We start from the raw sequence: 16,570 nt of genomic DNA on the forward strand, positions 1-16,570 counted from the left end.
AAATAGAAGATGACAATCGCCCCCGAATTACTGCGCAAAATCGTCGAAGGCGCCCTGTTGGCTGCTGGTCAGCCTCTCAGTGAAGAAAAACTGTTGTCTTTGCTGGACGAGGAAGAGCAACCCTCCAAGACTACCCTGAGAGATGTGCTTGAAGAAATCGCCCAGAGTTGTGCTGACCGAGGGTTTGAACTGAAGAAAGTCGCGAGTGGTTGGCGTTTTCAAGTGCCGGAAGACCTGGCTCCATGGGTGAATCGGCTGTGGGAGGAAAAGGCGCAACGGTATTCCCGTGCAACCTTGGAGACCCTCGCCATTATCGCTTATCGACAGCCGGTAACCCGTGGTGATATCGAGGATATCCGCGGCGTTGCGGTGAGTTCGCATATTGTTAAAACCCTGCTGGAGCGCGGTTGGATTAAAGTTGTGGGGCAGCGGGACGTGCCCGGTAAGCCGTCTCTCTACGCAACAACCCGGGAGTTTCTCGATTATTTTAATTTGAGCACCCTGGATGATTTGCCGACTCTGGCGGAGATCCGCGATATCGAGAGTCTGAATCAGATTCTGGAGCAGGAAGGTTTGCCTCCAGAGCCGGTTCCCGAGGAGGGAGAGTCCGAGGTGGACAATGGTGCTTTGGAAGATTCTGAGTCAGGGCAAGACACCGAGGCAGAATCCTCTACTGAAGCCCCTGCGGCTGAACACGAAGATATAGACGATGCCCTGGTAGAGGCTTTGGCTGAGGAAGTTGCTGCTGAAGCATCAGACGCCGAGACCGAGACCGAGACCGAGACCGAGTCTGAGCCCGGAGTAGATGCCGATGCAGTGCCCGCCGAGACGGATGCAGAGGAAGATCCAGTGGAAACTGCGGCAGCAGAGATCCAGTGGGAAATGGAGCAGGAAGACTCTGAAGGTAATTCGGAGTTGGATGTAAATGTTGATCTAAGTGAAGAGAGTGAACTTCACAGTGATGAGGGAAGCAGCGCTGAATCGCTGCAAGCAGAAGAAGAGAGCGAGAACTCTCTAACGGCAACGTTACCACCCAGCAGTATGTTTGCCGAAGACGACACAGCTGAAGAGGTCGCCGAGGAGTCGGTGGAGGCAAATGCTGATGTCGATGAAGATTCCAAAGAAGTAGTACAAGTGGAAAGCACCACCCCATGAGTGATGGTACCCCGCCAGCAGGCGAGAAATTACAGAAAGTATTAGCGCGCACCGGCCTCGGTTCGCGCCGTGAAATGGAGCGCGCAATTGATGCGGGCCGCGTAACCGTAAATGGAAAAGTGGCGGAGCTTGGCGAGCGCGTAACTGACGCGGATCATATCGAGTTTGATGGTAGCCGGCTGCCTTCGGCAGAGCAGAATCGCTGCCGGGTAATACTCTACAACAAGCCGGTTGGAGAAATATGCTCCCGCCATGACCCGGAAGGCCGCCCGACGGTCTACGATCGCCTGCCGAGACTGAAAACCGGCCGCTGGATTTCTGTTGGGCGTTTGGATTTCAACACCAGTGGTTTGCTGCTGTTTACCAATAGCGGAGAGCTGGCCAATAAATTAATGCATCCCTCCTCGGTAATCGACCGCGAATACTTGGTTCGAATCCAGGGTGATGTGGATGAGGAAATGAGGCGGCGTCTGCTCAAGGGCGTGTTGTTGGATGATGGGTCGGCGCGCTTTACCGACATCGTAGAGAGTGGTGGTGAAGGTAAAAACCGCTGGTTCTACTGCGTAGTGATGGAGGGCCGCAACCGCGAGGTGCGTCGTCTGTGGGAGTCCCAGGGAGTTAGAGTTAGCCGCTTGAAGCGTGTGCGCTACGGCAGCGTCTTTATTCCCTCCCATGTGCGCGTCGGGCAGTGGATTGAGATGGAGCCCCGCGAGATCGATGACCTCTGCGTAACGGCGGGAATGCCGAAACTGGGCCAGCGCCCATTGACCCAGGGTGAGAAACAAAACCTGGAGCGCCAGCGCAGGAAGTTGCGCAAGTCACCGGCGCCAGCCGCGCGACGCAATCGACCGAAGTCGGTTTAAACAGAAAAAGCCCGCAAATTGCGGGCTTTTTTGTATTTCAGTAATCGCTACTCTTAATTGCTGAGTGTTACTGCTGGTTTTCCGGTGTTTCTCCTGCTTCCTCTTCATTCTGGTCTCGCAGTTCACTGGGGACACCCTGAGGGCCATCACCCATTGCATCATCTACATCGGATGGAATATCTGAAACTGAATCGGTGGAGGTTCCGTCGGAGGTGCTATTTTCCGGTGCTGTTTCAACCAGGTTTTTAAGTTTTTCCAACCCTTGTTCATAAGACTCTCCCACCATTTTTTTCACTGCCAAGCCCATCCAGCGTTCTCTGGGACCACCGCCGGTATCGCTGTGGAAGTTCCAGGTAAGAAGGGTGCCGCCATCCTTTGGTTCCAGCTGGAATTCTGCCGTGGCCTGGCTGCCATCACCAAAATCCAGCTTGGTGGCGACTACAGAATCTCGCTTGCTGGCGAAGATAGTTTGACTACCGCTTCCGGCTTTGGAGTTTTCGCCGCGCCAACTCATTTTGGCGCCGACGCCTTCCAGGGGACCGCTGTACTCATAGAGTACCGAGGGGTCGATATGGCGCCATGGGGACCACTCGTTGAATTTGTGGAAATTATTAACGTAGGGGAAAACCACTTGTGGCGGTTTGTTGATAAATACGCTGCGATGAACAGTGACTTCGCGTGGGAATAAATATCCCGCGAGCACGAGAATTACCAAGGCAATAAGAATATAAATAATCCAGCGCATAGCGGGTTCCTTTGCTATTTGCGGGTGCAAGGAAGCAACCGCCAGAAAACTCTGGCGGTAGAGATGCTTATATTAGCTGTTGTACTGCTTAATCGTCGGCGATATGTATTAGGGGTAGTGTGATCTCAACACAAAGGCCGGCAGTCGAACTATTTTTGGCGCTGATACTCCCCCTGTGGTGAAGTATTGAGCGCTGGGCGATAGCGAGTCCGAGCCCAAAGCCGCCACTTTCCCGGGTGCGCGCACTATCAGTGCGGTAGAACGGGCGGAAAATAGCCTCTAACTCCTCATCGTCTACGCCTGAGCCTGAGTCAACGACCGAAATCGTGCAGGAGTCTGTCGATTCCTTAATCGATACATCCACTCGGCCCTGTTCAGGACTGTATTTGATTGCGTTGCGCAGGATGTTTTCTAAGGCCGCGGTCAGGGAACTGCCCCTGGTTGCGACCAGAAGCTCTTCACCTTCAGAGCGAATATCAATAGACAGGTCTTTTTCCGCAGCTTCACTGTGGAGGTCTTCGGCCAGGGCGCTTATCAGGGAATTAACTTCGACCACGTCATCCAGTGGGCGCTGCTCCTGGCTGCTAATAGGGAGTGATAGCACGTCGGCGATAATATCTTCCAGGTAATCCGCTGCCTTGCCGATTTTATCCAGCTCGGTATCCAGCCCGTTTACCTGCTTTTGGCGGGCGATAGCCAGTGCCACTTGAAGGCGCGCTAATGGCGAGCGCAATTCATGGGAGACGTCCTTGATCAGGCGGCGCTGCTCGGACATCGACTCTTGAAGCTGGGCGGTCATGGAGTCGAAGTCCAGGGCCAGGTCAGTCAGTTCATCATTCCGTGACTTCAGGGACGGGGTCACGCGGTAGTCCAGTTCGCCGGCAGCGACGCGCTTGGTGGCGGCACGCAACTGTTCAAGCGGGCGGCTCAGGTAGCGGGCCAACCAGTAGCAGGCTAGACCTGAGGCAATCATGGAAAGCAGCAACATCGGCCAGAAGTTGCGCCACAGGAAGCGCAGCAACAGACCTTCCTTGCTATCCCCTGCAACGACGACGATACGTAGGGGGTCTCCGGTGCGCAGCGGTAGGAAGAAACCTACAGTGGGTTTGTTATTTACCAGTTTGTGAGCTTCGCGATTGCGGTAATCGAGGCTGTCGATCAACGAGCCCATATTTGATGGCACTTCGCGTCCGAGGATGTCGTTGCCTTGTTGATCAACCGCATAAACCCGCCGTTTGACTTTTTTGGGGGCTTTCTCGAGCCAGTGCTGGAATTGTTCGGGGCCGTGACGGCGAGCGATACGCATATTTCGCATGACCTCGCGAAATAGGGCTGGGCCCTCCCAGCGCTCCTCTTGTCGGGGATCGCCGAATTCACCGAAGTGGGTAATGTAAATGGCGGCTACAACCATCACCATGGCGGTGATCCAGGCCCCAAAGAACATTTTCCAGAAGAGACTTCGCATCGTGGAAAACCTACTGCTTGCTCTGGGTGAGCATATATCCGGCGCCTCGGATGTTGATAATCAGGTCGCGGCTGGCACCTTTATCCGCGAGCTTTTTGCGAATGTTGCTGACATGGACGTCGATGGAGCGGTCGTAGGGCATCAGCTTGCGGCCCAGTGCACTCTCGGTGAGCACCTCTTTGCCAACCACTTCGCCGGCATGCTGAACCAGTACCTTGAGCACGGCGAACTCTGCGCCGGTCAGAGCCAAAGCCTGATCGTTCCAATAACCCTGATGCTCTGCAGGCAGTAGTCGAATCTGGCCACTGCTAAGACTGTCGTCGCTCTCTTCAGTTTCGACTCGGCCGCGGCGGAGCACTGCGCGCAGTCGGGCCGCCAACTCCCTGGGATTGCAGGGTTTGGGCAGGTAGTCGTCGGCACCCATTTCAAGGCCGACGATACGATCCACAGTGTCTCCTTTTGCAGTAAGCATCAAAACCGGCAGGGAGCGGCTTGCTGCTGATGCCTCCTCCCTGAGTTTGCGCAGTACTTCAAAGCCATTGTGAACGGGCAGCATGACGTCCAGGACCAGAGCGTCAAAGCTTTCGCTCTGAGCAAGCTCTAATCCCCGGCCACCATCATTGGCAGCAGTTACTTGAAAACCCTCTCCGGTAAGGTACTCCCTTAGCAAGTCGGTGAGTTCGGTGTCATCGTCGATTAAAAGGATGCGGCTCATGGCGTTCTCTCAGTTTCTGTGTGGCCATTATATGCAAAGCGCTGGCGCTGGTTACCGCCGGCGATGGAGCTTTTTACCGTTCTTAACAAATGTTTACCGGCGTTTTCCCCCGTTTACATAAGCTGCGCTTACTATGAAGTCACTGAACGCGAACATGAGGACGAAGGAATGAAACACTGGAAACAAGCGATAGGAAGCTTGGCCTTGGCAGGTGTCCTGGTTGCTCCAGCAGCGATGGCTTTCGGCGGTGGTGAAAGCGGTCAGGGGCGCGGATTTGAATATATGGTCCGCCAGCTTGAGTTGACCGAAGGCCAGCAAGCACAGCTGAAGGCCAATCGTGAGAGTACTCGTGAAGCGCGAATGGCGCAACGTGAGCAAATGATTGAACTGCGCCAGCAAATCAATGAAGCGATCGAATCTGGTGCTGACCAGACGACACTGGACCAGCTGGGTGAGGAGCTTGGCAAACTAAAGGTTCAGCAGATGCAGAATCACGATACGATGAAAGAACAGTTCAAGGCCATTCTGACTGATGAGCAGAAGGCCAAGCTGGAGCAGCTTAAGAGTGAGCGCAAAGAGCGCCAAATGAAACGGCGCGATGAAAGCTCTGCAAGCCAGGATACTGAGTCCTAGGCCCCCCAACCAAAGACTCCTTGTGCGATCCGCTGGGTGCACCCTTCCCCAAGGCCCAGCAGGTTCATAACCCTTAGCCCCCGCTGCCCCGGGGGCATTTTTCTTTATACCTGCCGAAACCTGATCAGATAGGTAACTTGCTGAGCCCGGTTATTGCTGGGAGAATACGCCGCCTTGTAATTTAGTATGTAGCGGCCCGGATTGGGCGGAGAGGGTTGACTGTGAGTAAAATCGGCTTGTTCTATGGCAGTGACGAGGGTAATACCGAGTCTGTAGCTTTGCGCATCCGCGCCCGCCTTGGCGAAGACAGTGTAGACCTGTTTGATATTGCCGATGTCACCCAGTTGGATATTGTTAATTACCAGTACCTTATTTTTGGAATCCCTACCTGGGACTTTGGTCAGATTCAATCTGACTGGGAAGAGTTCTGGGAGGATGTGCAGGAAATCGATTTTAGCGGAAAGACCGTCGCTTTATTTGGCCTGGGAGACCAATTTGGGTACGGCGACTATTTCCTGGATGCGATGGGCATGCTCCACGATGTTATTGTAGAAAAGGGAGCCTCTATAGTGGGGCACTGGTCCACACAAGGCTATGAGTATGAGGCCTCAAAAGCTGAGGTAGAAGGTGAATCAAAGTTTGTCGGCCTGGCTATTGATGAAGATCAGCAGGAAGAAATGACTGCAGATCGGCTGAATCGCTGGTGTCAGCAAATAGCTGAAGAGCTTGCGCTTGACTGCGATGTTCTTGAGCTGGATGACTGATTCGTTATGAAAAGCTCCCTGTTATTCAGCGAATTTTGGCCCTGGCTGACAGAGCATACAAATTGCATCGTCAGGGCCGGAAGTAGTGATTCGGTAGTATACGATGATGATGACTACCATTGGCGCTTTACCGCTGAAGATGCTCGGACCAAACTGGTTCAGGTAATGCGCGGTAAACGACCTGTCGCCGAGCTGTTTATTGAGCCTGAACATATAGCCGCGGTACGTATTTCTCCCGGCGAGAGGGGAGAGTACAACTTTGACCTAGTAGCAGAAGTCCAGGGGCGCGAGCAGGTTGTTTATTACTTTGTTCTGACTCACTCACTGGAAGATGTGGATACGAATCAAAATCCCTCCCCAGCCGCTCTCCATTAAAAACATTTCGATGCTGTGGAAGTTATACTGGTCAGCCCTTTATAACTTCCGGATTAAATTTCTAATTTAAATTCTACCCCTCTCTTTTATTTCCCTTCACAACCATTAATTTGAAAATTCTTTTACAGTCGGTGCATTTTGTAAGCTGTATCTATTATAAAAAGCGCTTGTTGTGAGTTCTTAACAAAGGTTTACCACAGTTATCCCCCGTTTACACGGCGCCCACTTACTATGTACTTACTGAATGCAAACGAGAGGGTTGAACGATGAAAAACTGGAAAACTGTAGTAGGTAGTTTGGCTTTGGCTTTGGCTGGCGTTGTAGCAGTACCAGCCGTTGGCATGGCATGTGATGGTAAAGGACGTATGGAAGGTCGCGGCCATGGACCAGAAAAAATTGCTAAAGAGCTGGACCTGACGGAAGCTCAAAAGGATCAACTGAAGGAGCTTCGCGAGTCCAACCGTGAAGGAAAAATAGCTAAGCGCGAAGAAATGCACAAAGCGTATGAAGAGTTGCGTGAAGCAATTCGTTCCGGTGCCGATCAGCAAACACTGGCAAGCCTGGGGGCGGAGATTGGCAAACTGGAAGTCGCTAAAATGCAGAGCCGCAACCAGATGCGCACTCAATTTGAGTCTGTATTAACAGATGAGCAGCTCGCTAAGCTGGAAACCCTGAAGGCTGAAAAAAAGGATCGTCATATGAAGAAGTGGAAGGCGTATCGCGATCACAGTTAAGTGGGTAGCCTGGTTGAGGTTACTGAGAAACCGAAAAGAAGTAGCCCCAGATTATTTGGGGCTACTTCGCCATTTAGATTTTAGCCTTCATTGGACAGTTCCTCTACAGCTCCGACACCTATATGCTGATCTAAAAATTCTAGTAATTCTGTATAGAGTCTCATATTGTTCTCTTCTGAATAGAATCCGTGTCCCTCATTTTTAATAAATAGTGTTTTAACCGGAAGTTCTTCCTTTTTCAACGATGCAACAAGTGCTTCTGCGTGCTCAATAGGGGTTCTCTCATCCTGTCCTCCATGAATTAAAAAGACAGGTATATTGAGCTTGTCGGTATTTTCTATAGGAGAATTTGTCTTAAGAAAGCTCTCATTCTTACGCATAGTACGCTTTAAATAAGCGATACCGCGTTCACTCTCCTTGACATCTCCTTTTGTGTAAAGCATTTCCAAATCGTAGGCGCCGGAATAGCCAGCTGCGCATTGATATAAATCCGGGTAAAGAATTGGGTTCATCAATGCTGAATAACCTCCGAAGCTAATACCATATATACAAATTCGCTCGGGATCTGCATAGCCTTTCTCTATGGCCCAATGAGCTGCGTCGGCGATATCCTTCTGGATTTTCCCGCCCCACTCTTGGAAACCTGAAGTGTAATGGTTCATGCCGTATCCGGTGGAGCCTCGAAAGTTGACCTGAAGCACGAGATATCCATTTTGGGATAAAAGTTGTGCATCCTGGTCGTATCCCCAGTAATCGCGAGCGTGAGGGCCTCCATGAGGGAGTACAACCATTGGGTTCATTTTTTCTGAGTGCTTGGGGAATGTAAGATAAACGCCAACCTGCAAATTATCTTCGGTGGTGAATGAGTCAGCTATCATAGGGTTGAGCTGTTCGGGCATCATCCATTCCGCTGAAGATAAAAGGAAATCCACAGCCTTGGTTTTTAAGTTTACAAGGTAGTAATCTCCGGGCAGTCTATCACCACTTACCTCTAGTACACCCTTAGAGCCATCTGTTGTGAAGCTAGTAAATTTGATTCGGTACCCATCAAATGCTTTCTTTAAGCCGCGAAAGAATGGTGCAAAGCCATTCCCTTCATTAAAAAATTTCTCAGCCGGATAATCTGGATCTAAGTAGACCCCGAGAGGTTTGTAAGATCCTGGGGAATAAACAATATTGCTAATGTCAGATCTGTGATGTTGAAATACTACTGAGTAATTTTCAGATCCGGGCGTAACTTTTATAAGTTGTTGCGTTTCAGATTTTGGGTTTATTGTTAGGTAGGCCTCACCTGTACTCTTGTCAAACCCAACCAGAGTGCCTGAGTCTAAAGTTTTATCTTTTACTCTTTCCCAACCTTTTTTCGATTTGAAATATAACTGATAGTTGTTTTCTTTGTCAGTACCATCTGCGTAGAGTAGGTTTCCAGCTTTGTCTGTATAAGCACGTCCTAATATTTGAGGTAGTTTAGTGATATTCTTCTTTACTCCAGAATAAATGTTTAACCGCGCGACCTCACCCCTGGTTTCCCAGTTGTTATACCAGGGATATGTGGAAATAAGAATTTCTTTCTTTTCATTTTGTAGTGGGTCAATAATAGAGGCATGAGCCCTGGTGGCCTCTGCTTTTTTTACACGCGAGCCAACCTGCCTCTCTCCAATCATATGGCCAAAAATCAGTTTGCCTCTGGAGCCATCATAGTTTATTGCGTAGAGAGATCCATAGTTTACCGGGATTTCTAAAGCAGTGGTTTTTGTTACAACTTCAGCGACAATCCTTTCATTATTTGCCCACTCAAAGTGGCCTACCTCTTCTCTACCATTAAACCGAAGCATGCCGGTTATTTTCATCGGATGAATGGACATAAAGAATAAAACTGACTCACCTTCATACAATTTCCTGACTGCTAAATGAGTACCATCAGGAGAGATTTTTACTTCTTTAATCTCTGTGTGACGTACCAAGTCATCTAGTGGAATTTGCTTGGAGAGGGCCAGGGTTGGCCAAATGAGTAGTACAGCTAAGAGTATTCGCATAATTCAATCCTTGTAATTTAGGAGGCATTATGCGATAGAGCAAAGATGGCAACAAGTCGAAGCGGATCTTTATGATCCGCTGGCCAACGATAAAGATTAATTGAAATATTAATTAGTTGCTAAGTCTTCACTTTCCCTATCAGGCTTGTGCTGATCAAACCAATATAAAATCGATGCAACTTTTGCCACTAACTGACTTGGCCTGGCAGCGATACTGTGGGATGCCCCCGGAATGCGAACCATGGCAGCATCAACGTCATTAAGTTTTAGTGCTTGATAAAACTGTTCTGTTTCTGACATCGGTGTGCGGTAGTCCTCTTCCCCTGTTAAGAGCATAGTGGGAGTGGTAACGTTTCCGACATAGGTGAGCGGTGAGCGACGGCGGTATTCCTCAGGTTTCTCCCAGGGCATCCCTGAGAACCAATAGCTAGTAAAAAACCTCGAATAATCAGCAGTTAAAACGAAGCTCTCCCAGTTGATGACAGGCTTGGCAACAACAGCAGCCCTGAAGCGATCGGTTTTGCCAATAATCCAGGCTGTCAGTGTACCCCCACCACTGCCACCTGTAACAAAAAGCTGCTCTTCATCAATATAACCTTGAGCAATTACTGCATCGACGCCAGAAATCAGGTCGTCGTAATCCTGGCTCGGGTAGTTATGGTGAATTAAGTTGGCAAATTCATGGCCGTAGCTGGTGGAGCCACGGGGGTTAGTGTACAGAACAACATAACCAGCAGCGGCAAATAATTGGACTTCGGCGGCAAATCTGGGGCCGTAATTAGAGAAGGGACCACCGTGAATTTCCAATAGAAGGGGATACTTCTTCTCGGGGTCGAAATTGGGTGGGTAAGCGACCCAGCCCTGAACATCTCGGCCGTCAAAGCTCGATTTGTAGTTGATTTCCTCAATATTTGCCATCTCGCGCAGTGGCATCAGGTCGCCATTGAGCTCGGTGAGTGCCTGGGTTTTGCCGTTGCGCGCTAGAGCCAGTTCGGCGGGATTTTGAGGGGTTGTTTGTGTGTAGGCGATGTCCCCGCGTTTGGAGACTGCAAAATTGGCACCGGAGTATGGGCGTCCCAGCGAAAGGCCTCCAGCGTCGCTGGCCATTAGGGTTTCGCTGGAACCAATTTTCTTGATGGCAATTTTGGTGGAGCCGTGATCGTCGTAGCTATAGGCAATTCGCTTGCTATCGCCCAGCCAGTGGAAGTTGGAGATGCTGCGATCCTTGGCAGTTTTTATTTTACGGGACTTCCCGCTATTGAGATCCAGGACGCGCAGAGTATGTTGTTGGTATCCGAGCTTTTGATCCTCAAAGCCTAAATAGGCCAGCTTCGTACCATCTGGAGACATCTGCGGGTGATGGTCGGGACCATAACGTTCGGTAATTTGCTCGATACTGCCGTTTTGTAGGCTTACCTTGTAAATTTCCGAGTTCATCAGCTCGATTTCGTGATCGGGATGACGATTGGCTGAGAAGTAAATTGCATCGTTATTTTTACTCCAGGCGAGACTGCTGTGGTGATCGTACTCGCCTTCGGTAAGCTGGCGAGGGGTACCGCCCTCTCGAGGGATCACAAAAACCTGTACATGCCCCTGCTTTAAATAGCCCATGCCATCTGAACGATAAATGCTGCTGTCGATAAACTGTGGTGGCTTAGCCCACTCTGCGCCTTCCGGGGCACTGGGGAGCTTTACTGGCAGAGGTTTGCTCTCCGGTACGAACATAGTGAAAGCTATTTGCTTACCATCCCGTGACCACTGGATATTGGAGGGGGATTTTGGCAGGTGAGTAATCTGCAGATTCTGGCCATTATCTAGCCACAGCAGGTGGATCTGCGGGCTGCCACTGCGGGTGCTGATAAAAGCGATGGTCTTCCCGTCTGGGGATAGCTGTGGGGAGTAATCGGAGTAGTCTCCAGAGGTCAGAGGGCGGTGATCTTTGCCATCGGTACCGATACGCCAAAGGTTCGCGCGCTTGCCGTCTTTCATTTTGTTCATTGAGTTGCGGACGTAATAAATACTTTTCCCGTCACTGCTGAACTGAGGGCTACTCGCGTATTCGAGGTTAAATACATCTTCGTAACTAAAATTGGGTAGTTGGTTATCAGCGAGCGCAGGGCTGGCGATAAACATCGCTGCGACAATTTTTATTAGCCGGTTCATGATCTTTAGGCTCCTCCTTCTTGTTTCCTAGAGGATACCTGAGGAAGGGGGGGGTAAAGGGAGTGATCCGTTGACTGGTGTGCTCGATGGGATAATCCGTGATGGAGCAGCAGGATGGCTGACCTGCTACTCCGTTATTTGGCCGAATATACCTGTAAAATTTTGAATTAGTTGGTTGCCAAATCCTCGCTTTCATTTTCTCTATCGGGTTTGTGTTGATCAAACCAGTAGAGGGTCGAAGCTACTTTAGAGATTCTCTTGCTGGGTCTATCGGAAAAGTTATGGGATGTGTTTGGAAGGCGCACCATAGCTGCCTCTACATCATTTAACTTTAGTGCTTGGTAAAACTGCTCGGTCTCAGATATCGGGGTGCGATAATCGTTTTCTCCAGTCAATAGCATGGTCGGTGTAGTGACATTGCCAATATATGTGAGTGGAGACCGGCGTCGATACTCCTCGGGGGCCTCCCAAGGCATCCCGGAAAACCAGTAGCGAGTAAATATTTTGGAGTAATCGGCAGTTAGAACAAAGCTCTCCCAATTGATTACCGGTGCGACAACTACCGCAGCCCTGAATCGTTCAGTTTTACCAATAATCCAGGCCGTCAGTGTGCCGCCGGCACTCCCACCTGTGACAAATAATTGATCCTCATCGATATAGCCTTGGGCGATAACTGCATCGACACCTGCCATTAGGTCATCGTAATCCTGGCTAGGGAAGTTGTGATGGATCAGGTTGGCAAACTCATTGCCGTAGCTGGTAGAGCCACGAGGGTTAGTGTAGAGCACGACATAGCCTGCGGCGGCAAAGAGTTGCATTTCGGCAGAAAAGCGAGGGCCGTAGTTAGATAGTGGGCCACCGTGAATCTCAAGTAACAGGGGGTATTTATTTTGGGGGTCGAAATTTGGGGGGTAGACTATCCAGCCCTGGATATTGCGACTATCGAAGCTGGATTTATAGTTGATCTCTTCCACATGGGCCATATTGCGTAGAGGTATCAAATCACTGTTGATCGCCGTGAGAGTTTTTATCTTGCCGCCAAGAGAAATTGCAAGTTCTGCGGGAATTTGAGGTGTGGTTTGTGTATAAACTACGTTTCCACGTTTGGAGACAGCAAAATCTGAAAAACTATAGGGCGCGCCTAGTGTCAGTCCACCGGCGTCATCCGCTATCAAGGTTTCCTTTCCGCCAATTTTCTTAATGGCAATTTTGGTTGAGCCATGATCGTCATAGCTGTAAGCAATACGCTTACTGTCAGCTAGCCACTGAAAATCGGAAACGCTACGATCGCTGGCAGTTTTTATTAGCTGGTTTTTTCCATTAGCGAGGTCGATCACTCGCAAAGTGTTTTGGTGGTAGGAAAACCGCTGATCTTCATAGCCTAAATATGCCAGCTTTCTTCCGTCGGGTGAGATTTGAGGTTGAAAATCGGGGCCAAATCTCTCGGTTACTTGCTCAATATTTCCATCGTTGATATTTACCTTGTAAATTTCTGAATCCAGCAGTTCAATTTCATGATTTGGGTGGCGATTTGCTGAAAAGTAAATGGCCTTATTATTTTTGCCCCAGCTGAGTTGGCTGTTGTGCTCGTAGTCCCCACTGGTGAGCTGACGGGGAGTGCCTCCTTCACGGGAAATCATGAAAACCTGTGAATTGCCCTGCTCTAAGTATCCCTGCCCTTCAATGCGATATAAGCTCTTATCGATAAACTGAGGTGTTTCCTCCCACTCGCCCCCTTCTGGTGGTGTGGGAAGCTCCACTGGCAGCGGTTTGTTCTCGGGCACGAACATGGTGAAGGCTATATGCTGACCATCGTGGGACCACTGGATATTTGATGGGGCTTTGGGTAGATGGGAAATTTGCTCACTTTTACCATTGTCTAGCCACAACAAATGTATCTGGGGCTTTCCACTCCTGTCGCTGATAAAGGCAATGGTTTTTCCATCTGGAGATAGATGTGGCGAGTGGTCGTGAAAATCTCCCGAGGTTAGGGGGCGATGATCTTTGCCATCATCGCTGATATACCAGAGGTTTGCCCTTGTGGTATCTGCCATTTTGTTCAGGGAGTTGCGCACGTAATAAATATTTTTATCGTTAGTGCCAAACTGTGGGTCGCTGGCGTACTCCAGGTCGAAAATATCCTCGTAGCTAAAATTGGGTGAATGTTCATTTGTATTTGCGTGGGTGGAAAATGCCGGGCTTGCAATAACTGCCGCAGCGATAAACTTTATAAACCTATCCATGGTCCGTGGGCTCCTTTTTATTATTAGATGCAGCATACCGAAGGGGTGTCAACAGAGGGGATAAATACGCTGAAGTGTAGTATTGAAGGGATAGTCAGTTTATTTGGCGGATAAACCTTCTGAAACCTTATTGCTCCAGTGGTATAGCTGGGGCTTCTTAAAAGCAGGTTCAAAAATTCTGTCCTTTTAATGAGTTAGGCCTATGTCGAAAAAAATTAAGTAATTGCTATTTTTAAAATTTCACGATAAATGCCGTAGAGGATGCCTAAGTTTTTGGTCTCTGATGAGCTGAGAGCTGTTTGCGCATTCTAGGTTAGAGATATCTTCATAGCTGAAGTTAACTTGTATGTTTACTGCAGTGGTCTATATCGATATCTTCAGGAGCAAGCAATTTTTCTGCAAGGTATCTAGTTATTAGCTAATTCCGGACTATTTGGGTCAGGTTTATGATGCTCGAACCAGTAGAGAATAGATGCAACTTTAGTTATCAACTGGCTTGGTTTGCGAGCAATATCGTGGGAGGCATTGGGCAAGCGTACCATTGCTGTATCTACTTTGTTTAGTTTTAATGCTTGGTAGAACTGCTCGGTTTCAGAGATTGGAGTCCGGTAGTCCTCCTCTCCAGTCAAAAGCATGGTAGGGGTAGTAATATTACCTACATAGGTTAAGGGAGAACGCCGGCGATATTCTTCAGGTTGCTCCCAAGGGGGTGCAGAGAACCAGTATTTGGTGAAATAGCTAGAAAAGTCAGAAGTTAATACGAAGCTTTCCCAATTTATGATAGGCTTCGCCGCTACAGCAGCACGAAAGCGATTTGTCTTGCCAATGAGCCAAGCTGTCAATGTGCCCCCGCCGCTACCACCAGTCGCAAATAGCTGATCTTCATCTATATACTCCTGTGCAATCACGGCATCGACCCCAGATATCAGGTCATCGTAATCTTGACCTGGATAATTGTGATGAATTAAGTTGGCAAATTCATGGCCGTAACTAGTAGAGCCTCGGGGGTTGGTGTATAGAACTACATAGCCAGCTGCAGCATATAGCTGCACTTCTGCGGCGAATCTTGGACCGTAGTTATAAAATGGACCTCCGTGGATTTGTAACAATAGTGGGTATTTTTTCATTCTATTGAAATTAGGTGGATAAGCGATCCATCCTTGGATGTTGCGATTATCAAATCTGGATTTGAAATTAATCTCTTTTACTTTGGCCATTTCACGCCTGCGGATCAGCTCGCCGTTTAAATCGGTAAGTGTGCGAATCTTGCCGTTGTGAATAAATGCTAACTCAGCAGGACGTTGTGCGTTGGCTTGGAGGTAAGCTATATCTGCATTCTTGGAAACTGCAAAATTTACCCTGTAAAATGGTCGGCCGGGAAACGCGAGTGATGATCCGCCGGCATCACTTGTTATTAGGCTTTTCTCGCCGCCTAATTTTTGGATCACTATTTTTGTGGAGCCGTAGTCGTCATAACTATATGCGATGCGGTTACTGTCCTCCAGCCATTTAAAACTTGAAATGCTCCGATCTTCTACTGTTTCAATTCTATAAGAACCTCCGCTATTCAGCTCCATTATATATAGCGAATCCTGGTGATACCCCAGACGCTGATCGTCAAAGCCCAGGTAGGCAAGCTTTGTGCCGTCGGGAGAAATTTGCGGGAAGTAGTCGGGCCCAAATCTTTCTGTAATCTGTTTAACTTCTTGATTTTTAATTTCGACTCTATATATATCTGAATTTAATAGTTCAATTTCGTGGTCTAAATGTATGTTTGCAGAGAAATAAATTGAATCGCCATTTGCGCTCCAGGTGAAGCTGTCTATGCGATTGTGTTTGCCGCTGGTAAGTTGATGTGGTTTGTTGCCCTCTAGAGAAACTACAAAAATCTGAGCGTATCCTTTTTGCAGGTAACCCAGGGAGTCAATACGATAAATATTACGGTCAATAAACTTCGGAGTAGGTGCCCATTTTGCTTTTTTAGGGGGTGTGGGAACCTGGAACGGAAGCTTTTCACTTTCTGGTACAAACGTAGTGAAGGCGATTTGCATGCCATCTGGCGACCACTGAAGATTTGAGGGAGGCATTGTCAGTTGGCTAATTTGATGGTTTTGGCCGTTGTTGAGTTCAAGAATGTGAATTTGAGGGCTGCCACTGCTAGTACTTATGAAAGCAAGACTATTTCCGTTTGGGGATAATCGAGGCGAGTGATTCAAAAAATTGCCAAAGGTTAGCTGGCGGTGAAGTTTCCCATCAGTAGTTATTTGCCAAATATTAGCGCGTCTACTGTCCGATACTTCATCTACTGAATTACGGGTGTAGTAAATACTATCGCCCTTGGGACTAAACTGTGGATCCTCAGCGTATTCCAGGTCAAATATGTCTTCATAGCTAAACTTTTGGAATTGCTCACTTTCAATAGAGTGGGTTGGAAGTGTCAGAATTGCGATAAATCCGGCAGTGATAAATGTTATAAGCCTTTCCATAGTCAGTGAGCTCGTTTTTTATTATTGGATGGAGCATAACGAAGGGAGGATATCTTATGGGGAAAATACGTTGAGTCGCTATATTGAGAGGATAGTCAGTTTATTTGGCGTATAAACCTTTTGGCGTTTTACTTTCCCAGTGAGGAAAGCTGGGGCAAGTCAAAAGCAAACTTTATACTTTCTCCTTTTTTGA

Annotated in this window: 13 protein-coding genes; 6 read left to right on the forward strand and 7 right to left on the reverse strand. The window is 48.7% G+C overall.

Annotated features, from left to right (window positions below; all coding sequences use genetic code 11):
• Positions 1-9 precede the first annotated feature (9 nt).
• Together scpB and rluB are read left to right on the forward strand one after the other, a co-directional pair.
• Positions 10-1,155: an SMC-Scp complex subunit ScpB gene (scpB, locus tag ACJJI3_RS00300; protein WP_444941090.1), complete on the forward strand. Its 1,146-nt coding sequence runs from the start codon at positions 10-12 to the stop codon at positions 1,153-1,155.
• Entirely contained in the window at positions 1,152-2,018 is an 867-nt protein-coding gene (gene rluB, locus ACJJI3_RS00305) for a 23S rRNA pseudouridine(2605) synthase RluB (RefSeq protein WP_444907630.1), read from the forward strand. Before scpB ends, rluB begins: the two co-directional genes overlap by 4 nt.
• A gap of 67 nt (positions 2,019-2,085) precedes the next feature.
• Here the strand turns inward: rluB and ACJJI3_RS00310 are convergent, their stop codons facing one another.
• From ACJJI3_RS00310 to ACJJI3_RS00320, 3 genes are all read right to left on the reverse strand, one after another.
• A complete protein-coding gene (locus ACJJI3_RS00310; protein WP_413662837.1) occupies positions 2,086-2,763 on the reverse strand; it encodes an SRPBCC family protein in 678 nt (225 codons plus the stop codon).
• 88 nt (positions 2,764-2,851) lie between these two features.
• Positions 2,852-4,228, reverse strand: a complete 1,377-nt coding sequence (locus ACJJI3_RS00315; protein WP_444941091.1) for an ATP-binding protein — start codon at positions 4,226-4,228, stop codon at positions 2,852-2,854.
• Between the two features lie 10 nt (positions 4,229-4,238).
• Entirely contained in the window at positions 4,239-4,943 is a 705-nt protein-coding gene (locus tag ACJJI3_RS00320) for a response regulator (RefSeq protein WP_444914384.1), read from the reverse strand.
• Positions 4,944-5,111: 168 nt separating this feature from the next.
• Here ACJJI3_RS00320 and ACJJI3_RS00325 point away from each other — a divergent pair, with 168 nt between their 5' ends.
• The 4 genes from ACJJI3_RS00325 (at position 5,112) to ACJJI3_RS00340 (ending at position 7,449) form a co-directional block, all read left to right on the forward strand.
• The gene (locus ACJJI3_RS00325) at positions 5,112-5,576 is read left to right on the forward strand and encodes a Spy/CpxP family protein refolding chaperone (RefSeq protein ID WP_444941092.1); all 465 of its coding nucleotides are present in this window, start codon (positions 5,112-5,114) and stop codon (positions 5,574-5,576) included.
• A gap of 221 nt (positions 5,577-5,797) precedes the next feature.
• Positions 5,798-6,340, forward strand: coding sequence for a flavodoxin (locus ACJJI3_RS00330; protein ID WP_444941093.1), 543 nt, complete (start codon positions 5,798-5,800; stop codon positions 6,338-6,340).
• A 6-nt stretch (positions 6,341-6,346) separates the two neighbouring features.
• Entirely contained in the window at positions 6,347-6,715 is a 369-nt protein-coding gene (locus ACJJI3_RS00335; protein ID WP_444941094.1) for a hypothetical protein, read from the forward strand.
• 266 nt (positions 6,716-6,981) lie between these two features.
• A complete protein-coding gene (locus ACJJI3_RS00340) occupies positions 6,982-7,449 on the forward strand; it encodes a Spy/CpxP family protein refolding chaperone (RefSeq protein WP_444941095.1) in 468 nt (155 codons plus the stop codon).
• An 80-nt stretch (positions 7,450-7,529) separates the two neighbouring features.
• On the opposite strand, the gene ACJJI3_RS00345 is transcribed toward ACJJI3_RS00340, so the two are convergent.
• From ACJJI3_RS00345 to ACJJI3_RS00360, 4 genes are all read right to left on the reverse strand, one after another.
• A complete protein-coding gene (locus ACJJI3_RS00345) occupies positions 7,530-9,485 on the reverse strand; it encodes an alpha/beta hydrolase family protein (RefSeq protein ID WP_444941096.1) in 1,956 nt (651 codons plus the stop codon).
• A 108-nt stretch (positions 9,486-9,593) separates the two neighbouring features.
• A complete protein-coding gene (locus ACJJI3_RS00350; protein ID WP_444941097.1) occupies positions 9,594-11,648 on the reverse strand; it encodes a S9 family peptidase in 2,055 nt (684 codons plus the stop codon).
• A gap of 167 nt (positions 11,649-11,815) precedes the next feature.
• The gene (locus ACJJI3_RS00355; protein ID WP_444941098.1) at positions 11,816-13,891 is read right to left on the reverse strand and encodes a S9 family peptidase; all 2,076 of its coding nucleotides are present in this window, start codon (positions 13,889-13,891) and stop codon (positions 11,816-11,818) included.
• A gap of 407 nt (positions 13,892-14,298) precedes the next feature.
• Positions 14,299-16,377 carry a S9 family peptidase gene (locus ACJJI3_RS00360; protein WP_444941099.1) on the reverse strand — a complete coding sequence of 693 codons (2,079 nt, stop codon included), beginning with the start codon at positions 16,375-16,377 and terminating at the stop codon, positions 14,299-14,301.
• Positions 16,378-16,570: the final 193 nt, after the last annotated feature.

The organism is Microbulbifer maximicatervae (SeqCode) (assembly GCF_052466985.1).

Bases quoted from the DNA above. Each gene is read 5' to 3' on its own strand.
- ACJJI3_RS00360 (WP_444941099.1), bottom strand. From the start codon at position 16,377: ATGGAAAGGCTTATAACATTTATCACTGCCGGATTTATCGCAATTCTG.
- scpB (WP_444941090.1), top strand. From the start codon at position 10: ATGACAATCGCCCCCGAATTACTGCGCAAAATCGTCGAAGGCGCCCTG.
- rluB (WP_444907630.1), top strand. From the start codon at position 1,152: ATGAGTGATGGTACCCCGCCAGCAGGCGAGAAATTACAGAAAGTATTA.
- ACJJI3_RS00345 (WP_444941096.1), bottom strand. From the start codon at position 9,485: ATGCGAATACTCTTAGCTGTACTACTCATTTGGCCAACCCTGGCCCTC.
- ACJJI3_RS00315 (WP_444941091.1), bottom strand. From the start codon at position 4,228: ATGCGAAGTCTCTTCTGGAAAATGTTCTTTGGGGCCTGGATCACCGCC.
- ACJJI3_RS00310 (WP_413662837.1), bottom strand. From the start codon at position 2,763: ATGCGCTGGATTATTTATATTCTTATTGCCTTGGTAATTCTCGTGCTC.
- ACJJI3_RS00340 (WP_444941095.1), top strand. From the start codon at position 6,982: ATGAAAAACTGGAAAACTGTAGTAGGTAGTTTGGCTTTGGCTTTGGCT.
- ACJJI3_RS00320 (WP_444914384.1), bottom strand. From the start codon at position 4,943: ATGAGCCGCATCCTTTTAATCGACGATGACACCGAACTCACCGACTTG.
- ACJJI3_RS00325 (WP_444941092.1), top strand. From the start codon at position 5,112: ATGAAACACTGGAAACAAGCGATAGGAAGCTTGGCCTTGGCAGGTGTC.
- ACJJI3_RS00335 (WP_444941094.1), top strand. From the start codon at position 6,347: ATGAAAAGCTCCCTGTTATTCAGCGAATTTTGGCCCTGGCTGACAGAG.
- ACJJI3_RS00350 (WP_444941097.1), bottom strand. From the start codon at position 11,648: ATGAACCGGCTAATAAAAATTGTCGCAGCGATGTTTATCGCCAGCCCT.
- ACJJI3_RS00355 (WP_444941098.1), bottom strand. From the start codon at position 13,891: ATGGATAGGTTTATAAAGTTTATCGCTGCGGCAGTTATTGCAAGCCCG.